This window comes from Vibrio fortis, from assembly GCF_000695685.1.
In the GTDB taxonomy this organism is placed as follows: domain Bacteria; phylum Pseudomonadota; class Gammaproteobacteria; order Enterobacterales; family Vibrionaceae; genus Vibrio; species Vibrio fortis_A.
Map to the genome: position 1 here is coordinate 1 of NZ_JFFR01000004.1, position 18,916 is coordinate 18,916.

The window sequence follows — 18,916 nt, forward strand, 5'->3', positions numbered from 1 at the left end:
GCCGCCAGCGTTCAATCTGAGCCATGATCAAACTCTTCAATTTAAGATTTTGTCGACTCAATGAATACTGATTACATTCCCCATTCGTTTTAGCAAAAAGCTTACGAATAGTGACTGTGAATTGACTGTGCTCTAAATTGGTTTTCACTTTAAAAAATGAAATCAAACAGCTCAAGGCTGTACCAATTCGAATTGGTCACTCAGTTCATTGAAATCATTTTGATACCGAAGTATCTGTTTGCCTTTGCTTATAAAAGCGAAAACAAACTTAGAATTGTTAAAGAGCTTCTCTTCGTTGTGACTTACATCACTTCGGAAGAGGCGGCCATTCTAGCGACTTAATTCTCAGTGTCAAACACTTTTTGAAAATTAATTTCTACTTTCTAAAAGTAGGAGCGAAATATCGCTTTAAGCTAGTTGCCGAACTAACATTCTTCGCTGAAGCCTTGTGGCGTCTGCCGTGTCAGTGAGGCGGCATTATAGAGATGTTCCTCACATTGGCAAGCTTTAATTCAAGAAAATTGCAAAAATAACGCTTAAGTGCAGAAATAACATTCAAAGCCATATTTATGCAAGTTTAACCCCAATCGAACTACAAGCTACCCACAGAGTTATCCACAATTGATGTTTTTTGTATTCTACAAACACAAAAAAAGCTGCTTAAAAGCAGCTTTTTCAACACAAGATGGATTAAATACCGGAACCGTATTGCTCACCATCGTCTTCATGAAGACCACATTCGCGTTTTAAACCATTAAATCGAGTTTCTTCTTCGGTCATACCCGGCTCCCACTTCTTAGTAGTGTGAGTGTCACCAATGGATAGGTAGCCTTCTTCTCGTAGTGGGTGATAGCTCAAACCATGCTCTTCTAAGTAATAATGAACATCTTTATTACTCCAGTCGATGACAGGCAAGAACTTAAACACACCGTTTTGGATAGAGAGAATAGGAAGGTTTGCACGAGACTTAGATTGCTCTCTTCTCAAACCCGAGAACCAAACCCCGGCATCAAGCTCATCCAGTGCACGCCTCATTGGCTCGACTTTATTCAGCTTGTTGTACTTTTCTATCCCTTCTAAACCTTGCTCCCATAACTTGCCGTATTGTGCTTCTTGCCAATTCGGACTCTGTTTCGCTCTAAAGACTTGAAGATTTAATGTCAGTTGCTGACTTAACTCATCAATGAAGCGGTACGTTTCAGGGAAAAGGTAACCAGTATCCGTCAAGATCACTGGAATATCCGGCTTCGCTTGGGTCACAAGGTGAAGCATTAACGCCGCTTGAATCCCAAAACTAGATGAGACAACGTGATTGCCTTCTAGATTATCTAGTGCCCACTTAACTCTTTGTTGAGCGGTTAGCGTCTCTAACTCAGCATTGATTTCTGAAAGACGGAGGATTTGCTCCGTCTTGGTTAATGCAAGCAGATCTGCTAACTTCAATTTGGAAGTCACAGAATTATGCATGTAAATCCCTCTTAGAAATAATCACTTCTTCAATGATGCCGGCGCGAATGGTGAAATCACCGAACCCCTCACCCTCTTCTCTTTCATTTGCCCAACGAGCCACCAGCTCATCGATCTCTTGAAGGATTTGTGCAGAGGTGATGTTCTCTTTATACATCTTAGGAATTCGTGTACCCGCTCGGTTACCACCTAAGTGCATGTTGTAGCGACCCGGAGCCTTACCCACTAGACCAAGCTCCGCTAGCATCGCTCGACCACAACCATTTGGACAGCCCGTAATGCGCAGGATAATGTTGTCATCTTCCGGTAAGCCATGCTTCTTAAGAATGCCTTCCACATCAGTCACAAACTCAGGAAGGAAACGCTCCGCCTCAGCCATTGCTAACGGACAAGTTGGGAATGCCACACATGCCATTGAATTTTTACGCTGCTCGGTTACCGCATCGTCCATCAGACCATATTCACGAGCAAGCTTCTCGATCTTGGCTTTTTGACTCTTTGGCACACCTGCAACAATCAAGTTTTGGTTTGCTGTCATGCGGAAATCGCCTTTATGGATCTTAGCGATTTCAGCAACACCGGTTTTAAGTGGCTTACCTGGGAAATCCAGTAGACGACCGTTCTCAATGAATAGTGCTAAATGGAATTTACCATCGATACCTTCAGACCAACCGATGCGATCGCCTCGACCAGTAAACTCATAAGGGCGGCTATCAGAGAATTTCACGCCTGCACGTTTCTCGACTTCAGCTTTAAAGACATCAATGCCAACACGGTCTAGTGTGTACTTGGTCTTTGCGTTCTTACGGTTAGAACGGTTACCCCAATCACGTTGTGTTGTTACCACAGCAGCAGCCACATCTAATGTGTTTGCTAGTGGTACAAAACCAAAGTCATCAGCTTTACGTGCATAAGTCGACGTATCACCATGAGTCATTGCTAGACCACCACCAACAAGCACATTAAAGCCCACCAGCTTGCCGTCTTCTGCAATTGCCACGAAGTTCAGGTCATTAGCGTGAACATCCACATCGTTCTGTGGTGGGATCACTACCGTGGTTTTGAATTTACGAGGTAGATAATTGCTACCTAGAATCGGCTCTTCGTCGGTTGTTTCTAGTTTCTCGCCATCTAGCCAGATCTCAGCATAAGCACGCGTTTTTGGCAGAAGGTGCTCACTGATTTTCTTCGCCCACTCGTAAGCTTCTTGATGAAGCTCAGATTCTACTGGGTTAGTTGTACATAGCACGTTACGGTTTACGTCACCCGCAGTCGCGATCGAATCAATACCGATGCTGTTTAGCGTTTGGTGCATCAACTTGATATTTGGCTTCAATACACCGTGAAACTGGAACGTTTGACGCGTAGTGAGTCGGATAGAACCATACGAAGTGCTCTCATCCGCGAATTTATCAATTGCTAGCCACTGCTTTGGTGTAATGATGCCACCCGGCATACGCGCACGAAGCATCACATTATGTAGCGGTTCTAGCTTTTGCTTTGCACGCTCGTTACGGATATCACGGTCATCTTGTTGATACATACCGTGGAAACGAATCAACTGGAAGTTATCTGCAGTAAAGCCACCTGTGATGCGATCTTGTAGATCGGCTTCAATGGTGCCACGCAGATGATTACTTTCACGCTTTAAACGTTCGTTGTCTGCTAATGGGCCAAGCACTTGGCCTAATACTTCTTGCTCTATTACTTGCTTGCTCATTAGTACACATCCCTTTGGTAACGTTTCGCTTTACGTAGATCGTTAATATATTCTTCGGCTTGCTCTCGGCTCTGCTTGCCTTGTTCTTGTGCGATTGTGATCAGTGCTTCGTTGACATCTTTTGCCATACGAGTCGCATCACCACATACGTATAGGTAAGCGCCCTCTTGTAGCCACTGCCACACTTGTTCAGCTTGCTCGATAAGACGGTCTTGAACGTACACCTTCTCTTGCTGGTCGCGACTAAATGCCACATCAAGCTTGGTTAGCGCGCCTGACTTCAAGTATTTCTGCCATTCAACTTGGTATAGGAAATCTTGAGTGAAGGTACGGTCGCCAAAGAACAACCAGCTATTACCTTCAGCATCATTGTTGTCACGTTCTTGAATGAAGCTACGGAATGGTGCGATACCTGTACCTGGGCCAATCATGATGATCGGTGTTGCATCATCTTGAGGAAGTTTGAAGTTATTATTGTTCTCTACGAATACTTTCACTTCACCGCCCTCTTCTAGGCGCTGGGCTAAGAAGCTTGATGCGCCACCTTGACGAGACTCATCACCTTTTTGGTATTCAACCAAGCCTACTGTTAGGTGAACTTCTTCATCAACTTCAGATTGGCTTGATGCAATTGAGTAAAGACGCGGCGTAAGCTTGCGTAGCAGACCAACCAGTTCATCAGCAGACAGTTTTGTCTTCTTCTCTGCTAGAACATCGACAACTTGAGTGCTACCTGCATATTCACGAAGCTTGTCTTTATCTTCCACCAGCTTCGCTAGCTTCTTACTGCCCGATAACTCTGCGAACTTAGTCACGAGTTGTGGGTTAGATGTCGTGATCTCATATTTGCTGACTAGAGCACTATGAATAGAAAGACCCTCACCATCTACATCAACACTCTCTACGCCAGAAAGACCTACTTTCGCTAGGATTTGATTTGCTAGTTCTGAGCTGTTTTCAAACCACACGCCCAATGCATCACCCGGTTGGTAAGTAATACCAGACTCATCCAGATCGATTTCGATATGACGAACGTCTTTACCTGAATCACGACCAGTGATCTTTTGACTAGTTAATAGTGTTGCTGTGTATGGATTCTGTTTGGTGTAAAGACTATGACCAGCCGCTTGTTGGCCTACAGGAAGTTGAACCACCTCAGCTTCAGTACCTGAAGAGAGTGCTTCTTTCACTTTCTCAAGTGCTGATGCGCGCCACTCTTCTGCTGGTGCTTCGTAGTCCACATCTAGATCAACACGATCAATAAATGGCGTCGCGCCGAGTTTAGATAGGAAGCTATCGAAATCTTTACCAGTTTGGCAGAAGAACTCATAACTTGAGTCACCAAGACCGATGACACCATATTGTAGGTTCGGTAGCTTAGGTGCTTTCTTCGACTGAAGGAATTCATGCAGTTCAATCGCATTATCAGGGGCTTCACCCTCGCCGTTGGTTGAAGCAACGAAGATAACGTGTGTTTCTTTCGCTAAGTTCTTACCTTTGTAGTCACTCGCGTCGAACAGCTCAACCGCAATGCCTTGTGCTTTTGCTTCAGACTCTAGTGCTTCCGCGACACCCTTTGCGTTCCCCGTTTGAGAAGCAAAAATGATGCTTAGCTTACCTGCAGGTTTAGCCGCAACCACAGCTGCTGCTTGAGCAATAGGTGCTGCTGCCGCTGAAGGTTGGTTTTGGCTTACACCCCATAGATAACCACTTACCCAAGCAAGCTGTTGCGGTGAAAGTTCTGAAACACTCTGTTGAAGATGACCTAATTGTTGATCATTTAATGGTGCAGCTAAGCCCGGTAGTTCGTTGCTACCTGCTTGTGCGTTATTCTGTGAAGACTCTTTCTTATTTAAAGACATGGTCACGACATCCCTAATCATTGCGTGACGATAGATTAACCACTCCTTTTAATAACAAGAAAGAATAGAAAAGTATGTTTTATAACTTTTTGGAAGTAAAAAGCCGTTATCGGATTCTCTACTGTTGCTGATTTTCGATGCGTACCTGTTGAAATCCGACGGCCATTGCGGACTTTGATGCGAGGTCTAGGTCAGCATAATGGCACTCTTCACCGTGTACATCGGTCAACAGTACAAAGCCGCCGCTCATGTGTCGAAACTCCACAACCCAAGCCCCTTCTTGGATTGAGGGCTCTATGATTGCTTCCACCAGCAGATTTTCTCGATATAGAGTGCGTAGTTCATTGAGTGTCATATCCCATCCTTTGCTGTGACTCTGCAATACTGTGTCTTTTAATAATAGACGTCGATTGAGGCAATGCATAAGAATCCCCAAAAGTGATGAGAGTACTAACTCATTCCAGATTGGTATATCCAAAACAAAAAACGCCACTGAGAGTCAGTGGCGTTTTCATATCATTTAATTCGGCTTATCGCCTGCAGTCGTACAATCGCGATATTAGAAGCGAACTTCTGCACCCGCAAACCAGCCATCAACCATCACGAAGCTCTTACCGAGGTCAGAAGTAAAGAACTCATCAGAATCTAGATCGATAACGCGGTAGCCACCACGTAGCGCAACTTGTGTGTCGGCAACTGGGATTCGGTACTGAACACCCGCCATTAGGTCAGTGCTCTTGATACCGCTACTGTCACCAAACTCCATTGTTCCGATGATATCAAAGTTAGTATCAGGAACATTAATTTCAGCGTTACCGTAAAAGCTCCACGTCAACTCATCGAAATCCGTTTGAGCACCGCCCGTTTTAGGTTCCACGTAGTTTGAGTTTGAGTACTGAGTGAAGGTCACACCCGCATCAAAGTTCATTAACTTATGCTCTAGCAGTGTGTAGTAGAAGGTGTAATCGTACTTATCAAAAGCCAATGCATCAGCATCCACTGACGTGTAACGAATACTTGCGTTCGGCAACATTGGGAACTTGTGCTCAAATGCAAAGTACAAAGACGGCGATTGTGAATCATCTTGTCTTACTTCATTAAGCTTTGTACTTCCCCACCACATATCGGCACCGACTTTCGCCGTGTAGAAAGGTTCTTCTTGAGCAGACGTTGTCGAACTTAAAGATAACATTCCCACTAAAGCAATTAATGGCATTTTATTCATTTGAGAGAGCTCCCGTTCCATTGCGTTGTACTAATTCTAAGTACATTCATAGACTAATGAGTAAAATTCTACCACACATATGCACAACGGATGCGATAAACATCCGTTGCTATCAAATTTGACGTTGCCATGACTTTCGAGCAGTAACCCATTAATAACGACGAGGATTAGAGCTGTTTACTACGTTCTTGAAGAACCAAATACCAATCGCGATGACAATCAACCAAGGTAATATTTTTAATACCGCTCCTACCATCCCCAGTACGACCATCACAACGAGTGCAAGTCCTGTTGCTGCTAATACCGTCATAAAGGTAATGCCTGTTACCAATAGCGTCGCAACGAAGATAAGAACAAAGATTAATTCGAACATAATGGTCTCCTATGATGACCTGTTTCTCTTAATCTTACTTATTGCAGCTTCCATACCAACACGAGATAAAAATAAAACCCTTAAAAATCAATAAAATAAAAAGCCACACATTTTCATGCATGGCTTTAGACTTCTTGTTAATGGTTAAAATAACCAATGGTGGTAAATTTCGCCTAGATGATAAACCTAGAGATTACACATTCAATTCTTTAGGAATTTTCGCCAGTGCAGTTTGCATCACTTCGATACCTGCACCTTTCTTATGCGCGTTCTCACTGATATAACGACGCCACTGTCTTGCACCCGGCATGCTTTGGAACAGACCAAGCATATGACGAGAGATATGACCTAGGCTCGCGCCTTTCATCAGTTCTTGCTCAATGTACGGGTACATCTCTTCAACAACCTGCGAACGTTTCTTGATTGGTGTGTCTAAACCGAAGATCTGCTGATCCACTTCAGCCAGAATATATGGGCTATGGTAAGCCTCACGACCAATCATTACGCCATCTAAGTGCTGAAGGTGTTCTTTGGTTTGCTCTAGAGTAGTAATGCCACCATTCACCGCAATCACTAAGTCAGAGAAATCTTTCTTCACTTGGTAAGCACGTGTGTAGTCTAGCGGTGGGATCTCACGGTTCTCTTTCGGGCTCAAGCCACTCAGCCACGCTTTACGAGCGTGAATGGTAAATTGCTCACAACCGCCTTTCTCTGAAACCGTTGAGATAAACTTAGTTAGGAACTCGTATGAATCCTGCTCATCGATGCCAATACGCGTTTTTACTGTAATAGGAATATCGGTGACTTCTTTCATCGCTGAAACACAATCTGCCACCAGCTCAGGTTCGGCCATAAGGCATGCACCAAAGCGACCGTTTTGAACACGATCAGATGGGCAACCTACATTAAGGTTCACTTCATCGTAACCACGCTCAGCAGCTAACTTCGCACATTCCGCCAAATCAACTGGGTTTGAGCCACCTAATTGAAGCGCCACAGGGTGCTCTTGCTCGCTGTACTCTAGGAAATCACCTTTACCATGCAGTATTGCGCCTGTCGTTACCATTTCTGTATACAGAAGAGTCTGCTGAGACAGCAGGCGGTGGAAGTAGCGACAGTGACGATCAGTCCAATCGAGCATGGGTGCAACGGAAAATCTATTTGATTGATACATTAAAATTATTCCTTATAAAGCAACAACTTAAAAAGACACCGTTCAATTAACTGTTGCAAGGTTGAAACACTCAAACACCCCTAATTGTCCCCCAAGGGACATTTTAGGGGACAATTTGAGGGACAATAAAAACGAAATGCGGTGGATTATACACACACTGACATTTCGTGACAAAACTCACACTAGAAACAGCCTCTTTCAATCAATAAAAGAGGTTTACAATGGCGACATCTACAATAGAAACAATCAAGAGAAAAACGGGAACAAAATATAAAGCTCGTATCCGACTCACCCGCAAAGGGAAGAAGCTGTATGAAGAGTCAAAGACGTTTGATAAACGCACTGACGCAAAAAAGTGGGCAGCAGAGACACTTGAGAATCTAGAGACAAACGGCATTCCTGATGGTAGCGCAAAGTCTAAGCCCATAACGATCGGTGACCTCATAACGCTTTATCTGAATGACCCCGTTATAGCACCAACTATTGGTCGCTCAAAACATGCTGTATTGAGTCGACTGCGAACATACCCGTTAGCACTGTTGTACTCCGATGAAATACGAGCTTATGACCTCATCAAACACTGCAAAATGAGACAAGCTGAAGATTCGTGCCCCCAACCTCAAACCATTTATCATGATATTACCTACCTAAAAAGCGTTCTTGATGTAGCTAATGCCATGTTTGGGTATAAAGCGAATACACAGGCTCACCATGAGGCTATACCATCGCTGATTCATTACGGGCTAATTGGTAGATCAAACCAGAGGGATCGACGTCCAACCCCTGAAGAGTTAAGAATTATGGAGGAGGGTTTACTTCAAAGGCAGCAACATCATGCTTCACACATACCTTTAGCAGATATTTTTCATGTATCTATTAACACATGCATGAGAGTAAGCGAAATCACGAAGCTACGCTGGGATGACTTTAATAGCTCCTCAGCAACACTTGTAGTACGAAATAGAAAGAATCCTCGCCACAAATTCGGGAACAACACCACTATCCCTCTAGATAAAGAAACTAAAGATATAATTTCGCGACAACCACGAGTCAATGACCTTATTTTCCCAGTAGAAGCGAGATCTATCACCGCAGCATGGCAAAGAGTCGCTAAAGCTAATGGTATTCAAGATCTTAGGTATCATGACTTGCGAGCTGAAGGAGCTTGTAGGCTCTTTGAGAGAGGGCTAGATGTAGTTCAAATAAGTAAGATCACAGGACATCGAGACATCAATGTTCTTAACAATATCTATCTTAGATTAGGGGTAGAAGCCATGCATAACCGCTAACTCTGAACCAATGAAGCGAGGAGGAATGTGCCCTCGCTTTCTTGGCACTAAAACATCTTATCTCAACTTTGGTACACCAAATCACCTAATTTACTAAAATCATTCGGATTATTTGCGCTGGCACCTGCCTCAATTATAGATTGAGCCACAGATAAAGTCACACACATAAGTAAAGGCGACATGGCAACAATGATTGAAGTAGTAAGAAGAAAAGATGAGTTAAGATATAAGGCTCGTATTAGAAAGTACCTCTTTGGAAAAAAATTAATTGAAGTTTGCAGAACATTTGATTCAAGACAAGGAGCAACACGATGGCTAGAAGAGGCGAAGCAAATTGAAAAAAAAGAAGGCTACAAGGGATTAGTTTATCTAAAGCGCAACAAAAAAGTTACCGTAGGATGCGCTTTAGATAAGCTAATGTCTGATCAGACATTTTTGAAAACAACAAGCCAAAAGGTCATTTCAAATCTAAAGATGTTAAAGGGGTTTTCTATTGCCAACATTGAGCTCGCCTATCTCATGCCGAGCCACTTAATTGAACACGCTGAAGAAAGGCAAACAAGAAACCCAGCTATCTCACCTGCAACTATCAGCGTAGATTTTTCAAATTTGAAGTCAGCTCTCAAGCAAGCAAAAGCCATATTTACTTTAAAATTCGATGCTGAGGTTTTCAAAGATGCATGTGACGTCCTTCGTCAACGCAAAGTCATAGCACAAAGCATACCAAGGGAACGCCTTTTAAAAAGCGAAGAGATGAAACGACTAATGAAATTCGTGAAAGCGGAAAATACAGCACTTCCTTTGGATGACATTGTTGAGCTCTCTAGTGAAATAGGTTCAAGACAAGGAGAGATAACAAAAGTATCTTGGGATGACTACAACAGAGATAAACAGACCCTAACCATACGAAACAGAAAAAGCCCAACGTGCCGAAAGCCAACAACAGTGATACAGCTAACTGAATCACAGGTTCATCTAATTGAAAGGCAAATACAAAGGAAGGCGGATGATGACCCGCGAATATTCCCTTATATTGGGAGTAGCATCAGCGCTGCGTTCCGTAAGGCTGTAAGAAAAGCAGGAATCGAAGACTACCAATTCAGAGACTTAAAAGCCCATGCAGTCACAACCATGCACAAAGCTGGGAAAAGTCTGGAAGAGATTGGAAAAATAACAGGTAATCAGAGTACAAAAATTCTCTATGGGCACTACTTACGGTTGATCGAGCTTTCTACTCGGTAGAGCTCAAGTTAAGCCTAACGCCCTCCAGTGCCACCACTCAGTTCAAGTTCAACGAGTGGTGGCTACTTTTCAAATGGTTAATTGAGCACTGCTAGCTAGCATCAATCAATATAACAAGGGTGTACACGATAACCTTTGACGAGTCGACCGTCATTTTTTGAGGGGATCTGGTCTTCAACGATATAACCCAGTTTTTCTAGCATTTGAATCGCATCAGCACGTTCATATTTGTCTTTCAGATCTTTCCATTTTGCCCACGCAATGTCTTGCGCGGTGAAATGTGGGTATAAGTGTCTTAGTTTGGACTCCAGCTTCTTCGCAGATTCATAACTGATGATTTTAGAGTTTGATAACGCAATAATACGTTGTGCATGTAGCTCTAGATAACTGCTCCAACTGATAGCCTGCAGTAGGGCACGCTTAGATATTCGCAGATTCGGCTTAAATGACGTCTCATGTAATTGCTCTGTAGCTTGTTCGACAAGGTGGAACACTAGCGCTAACTTGGCACAGTGGGCTGGTCTTTTTCCATAGAACGATTGAAGCGATTCTGTCGCTGATAGCTGTCTTTCTACTGCTTGTTTATTCCAAGTATCCCAACGTTTTTGAGCTTCGGGACTAAAGGTGAATGTCACTGGTTCAAGCGGTGTATCGAACTGGCTAAATAACTCAAAAAATTTCATCACAGCTTTGGTGAGGTCGCCATCAATTTTTGTATCTGTAGCTTTAATGTCGTGGATATCAGGCATGACACCCATCTGCAAAAATCGTTCGAGTAACCCGTCGTCTTTGACACCTTTGAGCTTCTCAATAACCTCTCTTCGGAGCATTTTGGGTTGGATACCGCCAACGACAGACATACATAATCGTTTCAGCACGATATTTTTTCTCGTCACTCGATTTTGTTTATATTCACTATTCGAGGCATCATGTGCAGTAAGGTAAAACGCTCTTTCTTCCTCTCGACCATTTTTCCTTAATGAGTCGAACCACCCGCTCAATTCATCTCTCACACAGAGCACACCACTGGGGTTTGTCTCTAATAACTGACAAGCCGCCTCCATTGTAGTGTCATTACAAACAAGCTCTCTAGCGAGTGGAGCCTCAGGCTCAATCAAGTTAGATAATCGCCCTGCTAACTCCATGGCTAGCAGATCATCCTCCTGCTCCGTGGCTGCATCGAGTTCGGATATCAACTGCTTATACTCTTTTTCATAACGCCTTTTATTGGAGGCGTAAAGGATGTTCTTCAGCTTATTGTCTTCTTCAAGTGCGTTTTTCTGGAGCTCTTGCAAAAATCTGACGCCAGCATTGAGCGCAGGGCTTTTCATGTCTGAGGCATAGCCAACAATCATCGAGAAAAATATTGGATTGAGCGACCAACTATCATTTTGTTTCGGCTGCACCGCCACGTTGCCACCGAGGACAATACTCAAACTTGAAATTAAAGTGACAGCTAAAAAGTCAGGCGCGGTATTGTTAAGTGAATACGCTGCACTATAGCAATAGGCTCTCAGCGCTTTGGGCAACATTTGCGGATGAAGAGGCTTCACACTTTTTAAGTCAAATCGCTCTTCATCTTCAGGGATGGGTTGAGGAGTTCCCCAAGAAAACTCAAATTTGTTTTGTACTTCTGCTGGGGTTAAAACATCATTCTTTTCTTTCATAAGAATCATTTTTCTTAAACATGAATCTTATTTAGTGGCGATGCAAATTTTTTTGCTTATCTTAAAAAAAACCGCACTGGTATAGTGCGGTCTATGAATGAACTAAATCAGAGTAAACAGTAGGTATATCCACATCACCCACATATTCCACACATTGATGGTATTAAGTACAATTCTGCATTCGCAGAGCCTCGCCCCTTGATCTGCAAACTGCGTTTACAGCATCAAAAAACGAGGTTGAGCTCTATTGCTTTGCCCCGCCACGCACCAACATATCAAACACCAAGCTAGCAATACCTTTCGATACCAACTCCTCAGACAGTGCTTTCATCGCCATCTCATTATGCGTTTCCATACTCTCAATAATGGCGGTTTGAATGGCTTCAGGGAACTGACCTAGCATCGCTTGTTCTTTAGTGTTGTTCTTCACCTGATCCATTGCTACTTCGTTTTCAGCAACCTTACCCATGATGGTGTTTGCATAGTTGAGCATATCATTTTCTGATAACCCATCTTCGATAAACAAGTCATTCATGCGTTCTATGATTTCGTTGAGTAGCTCAGTTTTCGGGTCTTTCGGTGTTGCGCCCGAACCCTCTTTGGTTGGAGCAAGGTAATGCTTCTGCTCTTCACCAACTTTGTAGCCTAGTTGTAGGTCTGCTTCACGCTGTTCGTGTAGGCGGTAATGCGTCATTACAACATCGGATAGGTCTACATCATCCTCGACAACATCTAGGCGAAGTAATGGATGTAGGTGTTTAGCGAATACACTTAGCTTCTCTAGCTCAAAGTCATCGAAGTCTACGATCTGTGAGGTGAATTCGTAGTAGCGGTAGAACGAGATTAGGTCTTTCTTAAATACCTCAAGGATGTCTCGTGCTTCTTTGGCATTTTTTACTAGGTTCTCGCAATACTTAATCGCCTTGTCGTTCTTTTCAATCTTGGCTTTTGACAGCTCTGACTGTGTTGATTGAAGAACTTGCGTAGCTTCTTTATAACGAATAGTGAAACGGTCAACAGCTGGCTTACAGAGGTTAGCGAGTTTTGCTTGGTTCGCTTGCTTGCTGTTGTAGGCTTCAACGAAAGACTCTACCTCGTACCATTGGTAGATGCCTGCTTCCGCAAGCTTGTTCATTAGGTCATAAACAATGTTCGGGTCTGATACGCCAGCTAGCTCAGCAGTTTGGAAGTAAACCTTAAACTCATTTAAGATCTCTTCTGGGTCATTCACGAAGTCGAGAACGAATGTCTTATCTTTGCCCTTACAAGTTCTGTTTAGTCGTGAAAGCGTCTGGATACACTCAACGCCTTTTAGTGGTTTATCGACATACATTGCCACCAGCTTAGGTTGGTCAAAACCTGTCTGGAACTTGTTCGCCACCAGCATCACTTGATAATCAGCGGTATCAAAGGCTTTACGCATATCTCGACCATTGAGCTTAGGGTTCATGGTCTTTTCGGTGAACTGCTCTTCGGGTAGGTCTGGCTCATTCACCTCACCAGAGAACGCCACCATCGCATTCACGTTCTCATAGCCTTTACTCTCGACATATTTTTCAAAGGCAAGCTTGTAGCGCACCGCCTCTAAACGGCTACTGGTGACAACCATCGCTTTTGCCTCACCACCTAACAAGTGCTTAATCTTGCTATTGAAGTGCTCAATGATGGTTTCCACTTTCTGGGCGATATTATGCGGGTGCAAACGAACCCACTTCGCCATTTTGGTTGCGGCTTTCTTGCTGTCTACCTCTTGGTCTGACGCTGGGTTGTCGTGTGCTAATTGGTAGGCAACTCGATAACTGGTGTAGTTTTGCAGAACATCGAGAATGAAACCCTCTTCAATCGCTTGGCGCATCGAGTAGACATGGAAAGGCAATGGCTTGTTGTCATCGCTTAGTGGTGCGTCTGGATCTTCAGGACGACCAAATAGTTCAAGGGTTTTACCTTTTGGTGTTGCTGTGAATGCAAAGTAGCTGATCTTGTTTGAGCCTTTACGAGCTTCAAGAGACAAACGCAGCATATCTTCACTATCTAGTTCTTCATCACCCTCTAGCTGTTCAGCCATTAGCACTTCACGAAGCTTACGAGCGGTTGTACCTGTTTGGCTTGAGTGTGCTTCATCGGCAATCACCGCATAACTACGACCTGCAAGTGTTGAGTCTGTACGGATAGCTTCAAGCACATGAGGGAATGTTTGAATGGTTACGATGATGATCGAGGTGCTTGCCTTTAGCTCTCCTGCTAGTTGGCTAGACTTACTGCCTTGTGCCTCTTCTCGATTTACACGGGCAATCATGCCCTCGTTATGGTCGAACTGATAGATGGTGTCTTGTAGTTGGCTATCCAGTACCGTTCGGTCAGTGATAACAATGACCGAGTCAAACACCTTATCGCCCGTTTGCTTACTTAGCTCTGGGTGATCGGTGTAGTAGTGTTTAGATGCCAGTTGGTGGGATAGCCAAGCAATCGAGTTAGATTTACCTGAGCCAGCACTGTGTTGAATCAGATACTTGTTACCTGTCCCCTCTATATCGACCGTGTTCAGTAGCTTTGATACTACCGCCCACTGGTGATAACGAGGGAAAATCATGGTTTCTTTGGTTTTGATTGAGCCGTCTAGTTGCTCTTCTTCTTTCACTTCTAGGTGAATGTAGCGACCAAGAATCAGTAATAGATTCTCTTTCTGGAAGATCTCATTCCAAAGGTAAGCGGTAGCGTATTCACTTTCGTTCTCTGGCTGTTCATTACCCGCACCACCATCAACCGTACCTTGGTCAAACGGTAGGAAGAATGTGCTCGTACCATTGAGTCGAGTCGTCATTGCTACGTTGTACTGGCTCACCGCAAAGTGAACCAATGCACCACGCTTAAAGGTTAATAGCGGCTCTGGCTTATTGGTTGCAGGGTCTTTTGGTTGCCTATCTTTCATATACTGAACTTTGGCATTATCAATCGACTGCTTAAATTCAGATTTCAACTCACAGGTAGCGACAGGAATACCATTAACGAACAGCGTTAAATCAATTCGGTACCTTTTAGCAACCTTATCACCCTTAAATTCTGGTGTTGTATGCGGTGAGTACACCAGCTCAGGTACAACACGCAAAATGTTTTGCTCATAACGAGCGGTGGCATCTGGGTTTAGATCATGGTCTGGCTTAAAGCTACAAAGGCTAAACTTCGCACCACGATCTTTCACTTGGTTACGCAGAACCCAAAGCGTCCCTTTGCTTTTTAGCTCTCGCTCTAGTGACTTCAGTAGTGCGTCTGCTGTAGCGGTTGGATTACGGTCTGTCTCAGGGTAGTGCTTGGCTAGCTTGTCCCATTGTTCGGGTTGCGATTGCTTAGCAAAGTTAATGACATCTTCAGGGTAAAGTGCCAACTCTTTGTTGTATTTGTTTGACTCACCCACCAGCCAACCGTGAGACTGCATTTGGTCAAGGATGTCGTTTTGAAATACCTTTTCCTGTGCTGCATCTGACATCAGTTTGCCTCCCAATTACGCACGTCAATTTTACCTGTGACTGCTGCTGAGATAAGGGCTGTTTTGCGCTCTTTAATAAGAGTTATAGCCACATTTGATTTTTCGATTAACTCATTAATAGTAGCAACTTGACCTTTCAAAGACTTCAATATGTCTGTCTGTTCCTGAAGCGGAGGTAATGGGAACTTCATTGGTTCAATATGTTTGTTATTGATTTGTGGGACAGTAGATACGTCAGCAATGTCACCAAGTCCACGTAGCTTTAGCATATACGCAATATACTCTGGTAAAGCCCTGTTGTTGATCTCCCACCCCATTAGGTTGGGATCAATAAAAGACGGTTCAGTCACGATGTTTACTTTGTTTGTAAATATTGCTGCTCCTCTTTTTGGGAATGCAATATAGTTAGACTTAGCTTTGTTTACCGAAACCATGTCACTATCAACAAAGAAGCTTTTTTCTGACAAATCAAACGAGTCTAAAGATAAAGTCGAGACCTTGATAAATGGTATGTCGCCATCATCACTAACCAAATCTTCGGCAATAGCTTCAGAACCAAATAGGTTACCTAGATAGCCACATTTCACTACACCCCAATGCTCAGGCACTTCACCCAACCATTCCACACCAGAATCTTTCATAGGTGCTTGCGGATTAAGCCCTTTGGTTACAGCGTGAGAAATCACCGCTTGGCGTTTTTCTTTTAACAGCTCAATCAGCTTTTCTTGCTTAGTGATTAAGGTGTCGATCTTGGCTGTTTCATGATCGAGGAAGTTGGCGATTTTTTGTTGTTCATCCTCTGTTGGTACTGCCAATAGAATATTTTTCATTTCAGAGTAATTGGTACTCCAAAGGTCTGCATGAATCCCTTTGCCATATCTATAAAACTCATGCTGAAAAGGATAGCTTCTCAATAAGTGGTGAGCGAATGCAGGGTTAATCTTTCTAGGCATAAGTACGATACTAATAAGAGAAACTGAACCATCCAGCTTAGATGTTCCTGAAGAACCTTTTCGATCCGAACGACTGTTGATTACAAAATCATCCGCACAGACTTTTTTTCGATTGTCACCAGCATCAGTTTTTGCAGCGTTATCTAACTGAGGGACAATTCCGTCCCGTGTAACAGATAGTGCTGGAAAATCCTTGTCACTGACTTTTTCTCTTCTTTCTTCAAAAACTCCGCCAATTCGAGATAGCTTCCAAGTAGATGGAATTGAGCCGAGCCAATCAACACCAGAATCTTTATATTCAGAATAAGCTTGATAACGACCAGTCATTACGAATGCACCTCTTGAAGCAACTGCATAATATCAGCCGATACAGCATCCAAATCCGCATCAATCGCTTCTAATGCTCTTGGTGGTTCGTACACATAGAAGTGGCGGTTAAATGGAATCTCGTAGCCAACAATACCCACCTCACCGTCTTTCTCATCAGTTTTGCTTTCATCAATCCAAGCGTCTGGAACGTGTGGCAATACTTCACGAGCAAAGTAACCTTCAACGGTTTCGGTTAATGGTACGTTCTCGTTATCACGTAGGTCTGGGTTAGCTTCTACCTTACCTTTGGTCTTACATACTTCCGCTGCATCATCGTGCTTACCAAGGTGCTTCACGATTAGTTTAAGCTGTGTTGCGCTTAGTTTCGCTGGAGCTAGTTTTGCTTTTATAGTGTTATTAAAGAGGTCACGAGATAGCAGCTTCTCTTCATCAAAGGAAGCTAGTGCATCAAGAACCGCTTGTTGTAGTGCTTCATCTAGCTTCGCCCATGCTTTATCGGCTTGTAGAGCTTCTAGGCGAGCTTCATCTCTTGGATAGATCGCCAGTTGCAGTGGGCGCTCAACCGTGATTCTACGGTAGCCAAACTCTTTGTAGTCAAACAGCTTACTAAAGCCGTTTTCAGCAAATTGACCGTAGGTTTTTACGATGGTCTCGATGCTCTCTTCAGTTAGTTCTTTACGTTTACTGCCAAGAGACTTACGCATTGCTGAGTAGAATACATGTTCATCATCACCTTCTACCTCGGCACCTCCGCTACGACCTCGACCACCCGCTTTTGCACGCTCTTTCGATGCGTTGATTAGCTGAACCTTATCTTTACGGTGCTCTGGCTTATGGCTTGATAGAATCCATACATAGGTAGCGATACCCGTGTTGTAGAACATATCGGTAGGTAGAGCGACAATCGCTTCAAGTAGGTCGTTCTCTAGGATATAACGACGAATCTCACTCTCACCGCTACCTGCACCACCAGTAAACAGTGGCGAGCCGTTGAGGATGATACCAATACGAGAGCCACCCTCATGCTGTGGTCGCATTTTGCTAACAAGGTGCATCAAGAACAGTAGTGAGCCATCAGAAACACGAGGTAGACCTGCACCGAAGCGTCCCTCAAAGCCTTTCTCTTTGTGTTCATCGTTGATGTGCTTTTGAATCTTCTTCCAATCCACACCAAATGGCGGGTTAGACAGCATGTAGTCAAACTTCTCAGTGCGCAGTTGATCGTTCGATAGGGTGTTTCCTAGCTTGATGTTATCGACTTTCTGACCTTTGATAAGCATATCCGCTTTACAGATAGCGTAAGACTCAGGGTTAAGCTCTTGACCAAATGCCGATAGTGACGCCTTTTCGTTTAGCTCGTGCACATACTCCATACCAGAAGATAGGAAGCCACCTGTACCCGCTGTTGGGTCATAGATAGAACGCACTAAGCCTGATTGGGTTAGCACTTCATCATCATCGCTGAATACCAATGATGTGGTCAGGCGAACGATGTCTCTTGGAGTGAAGTGCTCACCCGCTGTTTCGTTTGAGCTTTCTGCAAAGCGTCTTATTAGTTCTTCAAACACTAAACCCATGCCGTAGTTGCTGATGGTGTTTGGGTGTAGGTCTGTTTTAGCGAACTGCTTAGCGACTTTGTAGAGTAGGTCTGCTTCTTCAAGCTTGTCGATGGTGTTGAAAAAATCGAAGTGCTCGAAGATTTCACGAGCGTTAGGGCTGAATGACTGAATGTAACTCTCTAGGTTGCTTGCGACACCTGTTTCACCAAGGCGGTTTAAGTCCATCTTAGAGGTGTTGTAGAAGCTTAGCTTTGCCGTGTGCGTTAAAAGCTTTTCTTGCGCTTCTACTGGCATTGCTTTTACTGCTTCAAACTTAGCAATCACTTCTGGCTTGGTTTCTTCTAATACACACTCTAGGCGTCTTAATAGTGTGAACGGTAGGATGATACGACCGTATTGAGATTGCTTAAAGTCACCACGTAGGAGGTCAGCCACCGACCACAGGAATGCGGCTGTTGAAGAGAAGTTGTTGTTAGTCATTATAATCAGCACATTGAATATGAAAAATTGTGCTGATTATATCTGAAAAATCAAATATTGATGTGATCTAATCGGGGGGAGAGGTAACGAA

The 18,916-nt window shown here is 43.7% G+C and carries 13 protein-coding genes; 2 read left to right on the forward strand and 11 right to left on the reverse strand.

From position 1 onward, the window contains the following. Positions 1 to 690: 690 nt before the first annotated feature. The 7 genes from VFDL14_RS17565 to dusA form a co-directional block, all read right to left on the reverse strand. Positions 691 to 1,467: a phosphoadenylyl-sulfate reductase gene (locus VFDL14_RS17565; protein ID WP_032549867.1), complete on the reverse strand. Its 777-nt coding sequence runs from the start codon at positions 1,465 to 1,467 to the stop codon at positions 691 to 693. After that, positions 1,460 to 3,187 carry an assimilatory sulfite reductase (NADPH) hemoprotein subunit gene (gene cysI, locus VFDL14_RS17560; protein ID WP_032549868.1) on the reverse strand — a complete coding sequence of 576 codons (1,728 nt, stop codon included), beginning with the start codon at positions 3,185 to 3,187 and terminating at the stop codon, positions 1,460 to 1,462. The genes VFDL14_RS17565 and cysI overlap by 8 nt, the downstream gene beginning before the upstream one ends. After that, positions 3,187 to 5,049 (reverse strand): assimilatory sulfite reductase (NADPH) flavoprotein subunit, encoded by a 1,863-nt coding sequence (locus VFDL14_RS17555; RefSeq protein WP_032549869.1) that lies wholly within the window; start codon positions 5,047 to 5,049, stop codon positions 3,187 to 3,189. The genes cysI and VFDL14_RS17555 overlap by 1 nt, the downstream gene beginning before the upstream one ends. A 118-nt stretch (positions 5,050 to 5,167) precedes the next feature. Next, on the reverse strand, positions 5,168 to 5,404 hold the full coding sequence (locus VFDL14_RS17550) for a hypothetical protein (protein ID WP_032549870.1): 237 nt from the start codon (positions 5,402 to 5,404) through the stop codon (positions 5,168 to 5,170). 204 nt (positions 5,405 to 5,608) lie between these two features. Then, the gene (locus VFDL14_RS17545; RefSeq protein WP_032549871.1) at positions 5,609 to 6,274 is read right to left on the reverse strand and encodes a TIGR04219 family outer membrane beta-barrel protein; all 666 of its coding nucleotides are present in this window, start codon (positions 6,272 to 6,274) and stop codon (positions 5,609 to 5,611) included. A gap of 151 nt (positions 6,275 to 6,425) precedes the next feature. After that, positions 6,426 to 6,647 (reverse strand): envelope stress response protein PspG, encoded by a 222-nt coding sequence (gene pspG, locus VFDL14_RS17540; RefSeq protein WP_032549872.1) that lies wholly within the window; start codon positions 6,645 to 6,647, stop codon positions 6,426 to 6,428. A gap of 193 nt (positions 6,648 to 6,840) precedes the next feature. Further along, complete coding sequence (gene dusA / locus VFDL14_RS17535; RefSeq protein ID WP_032549873.1) at positions 6,841 to 7,821, reverse strand: tRNA dihydrouridine(20/20a) synthase DusA; 981 nt, start codon at positions 7,819 to 7,821, stop codon at positions 6,841 to 6,843. Between the two features lie 221 nt (positions 7,822 to 8,042). Between dusA and VFDL14_RS17530 the strand changes: the two genes are divergently transcribed. Together VFDL14_RS17530 and VFDL14_RS17525 are read left to right on the forward strand one after the other, a co-directional pair. Next, the gene (locus tag VFDL14_RS17530; protein ID WP_032549874.1) at positions 8,043 to 9,110 is read left to right on the forward strand and encodes a site-specific integrase; all 1,068 of its coding nucleotides are present in this window, start codon (positions 8,043 to 8,045) and stop codon (positions 9,108 to 9,110) included. A gap of 180 nt (positions 9,111 to 9,290) precedes the next feature. Further along, positions 9,291 to 10,352, forward strand: coding sequence for a tyrosine-type recombinase/integrase (locus VFDL14_RS17525; protein ID WP_084181821.1), 1,062 nt, complete (start codon positions 9,291 to 9,293; stop codon positions 10,350 to 10,352). Positions 10,353 to 10,453: 101 nt separating this feature from the next. Here the strand turns inward: VFDL14_RS17525 and VFDL14_RS17520 are convergent, their stop codons facing one another. The 4 genes from VFDL14_RS17520 to VFDL14_RS17505 all read right to left on the reverse strand — a co-directional run bounded on the left by VFDL14_RS17520 (position 10,454) and on the right by VFDL14_RS17505 (position 18,825). Continuing rightward, complete coding sequence (locus VFDL14_RS17520; RefSeq protein ID WP_160168786.1) at positions 10,454 to 12,019, reverse strand: DUF3987 domain-containing protein; 1,566 nt, start codon at positions 12,017 to 12,019, stop codon at positions 10,454 to 10,456. A gap of 244 nt (positions 12,020 to 12,263) precedes the next feature. Further along, on the reverse strand, positions 12,264 to 15,503 hold the full coding sequence (locus tag VFDL14_RS17515) for a type I restriction endonuclease subunit R (protein ID WP_032549877.1): 3,240 nt from the start codon (positions 15,501 to 15,503) through the stop codon (positions 12,264 to 12,266). Continuing rightward, entirely contained in the window at positions 15,503 to 16,783 is a 1,281-nt protein-coding gene (locus tag VFDL14_RS17510) for a restriction endonuclease subunit S (RefSeq protein WP_032549878.1), read from the reverse strand. Before VFDL14_RS17510 ends, VFDL14_RS17515 begins: the two co-directional genes overlap by 1 nt. After that, on the reverse strand, positions 16,783 to 18,825 hold the full coding sequence (locus VFDL14_RS17505; protein ID WP_032549880.1) for a type I restriction-modification system subunit M: 2,043 nt from the start codon (positions 18,823 to 18,825) through the stop codon (positions 16,783 to 16,785). Before VFDL14_RS17505 ends, VFDL14_RS17510 begins: the two co-directional genes overlap by 1 nt. Between the last annotated feature and the right edge of the window lie 91 nt (positions 18,826 to 18,916).

Bases quoted from the DNA above. Each gene is read 5' to 3' on its own strand.
- VFDL14_RS17545 (WP_032549871.1), bottom strand. From the start codon at position 6,274: ATGAATAAAATGCCATTAATTGCTTTAGTGGGAATGTTATCTTTAAGT.
- VFDL14_RS17530 (WP_032549874.1), top strand. From the start codon at position 8,043: ATGGCGACATCTACAATAGAAACAATCAAGAGAAAAACGGGAACAAAA.
- VFDL14_RS17525 (WP_084181821.1), top strand. From the start codon at position 9,291: ATGGCAACAATGATTGAAGTAGTAAGAAGAAAAGATGAGTTAAGATAT.
- VFDL14_RS17550 (WP_032549870.1), bottom strand. From the start codon at position 5,404: ATGACACTCAATGAACTACGCACTCTATATCGAGAAAATCTGCTGGTG.
- VFDL14_RS17520 (WP_160168786.1), bottom strand. From the start codon at position 12,019: ATGAAAGAAAAGAATGATGTTTTAACCCCAGCAGAAGTACAAAACAAA.
- cysI (WP_032549868.1), bottom strand. From the start codon at position 3,187: ATGAGCAAGCAAGTAATAGAGCAAGAAGTATTAGGCCAAGTGCTTGGC.
- VFDL14_RS17510 (WP_032549878.1), bottom strand. From the start codon at position 16,783: ATGACTGGTCGTTATCAAGCTTATTCTGAATATAAAGATTCTGGTGTT.
- VFDL14_RS17555 (WP_032549869.1), bottom strand. From the start codon at position 5,049: ATGTCTTTAAATAAGAAAGAGTCTTCACAGAATAACGCACAAGCAGGT.
- pspG (WP_032549872.1), bottom strand. From the start codon at position 6,647: ATGTTCGAATTAATCTTTGTTCTTATCTTCGTTGCGACGCTATTGGTA.
- VFDL14_RS17565 (WP_032549867.1), bottom strand. From the start codon at position 1,467: ATGCATAATTCTGTGACTTCCAAATTGAAGTTAGCAGATCTGCTTGCA.
- VFDL14_RS17505 (WP_032549880.1), bottom strand. From the start codon at position 18,825: ATGACTAACAACAACTTCTCTTCAACAGCCGCATTCCTGTGGTCGGTG.
- dusA (WP_032549873.1), bottom strand. From the start codon at position 7,821: ATGTATCAATCAAATAGATTTTCCGTTGCACCCATGCTCGATTGGACT.
- VFDL14_RS17515 (WP_032549877.1), bottom strand. From the start codon at position 15,503: ATGTCAGATGCAGCACAGGAAAAGGTATTTCAAAACGACATCCTTGAC.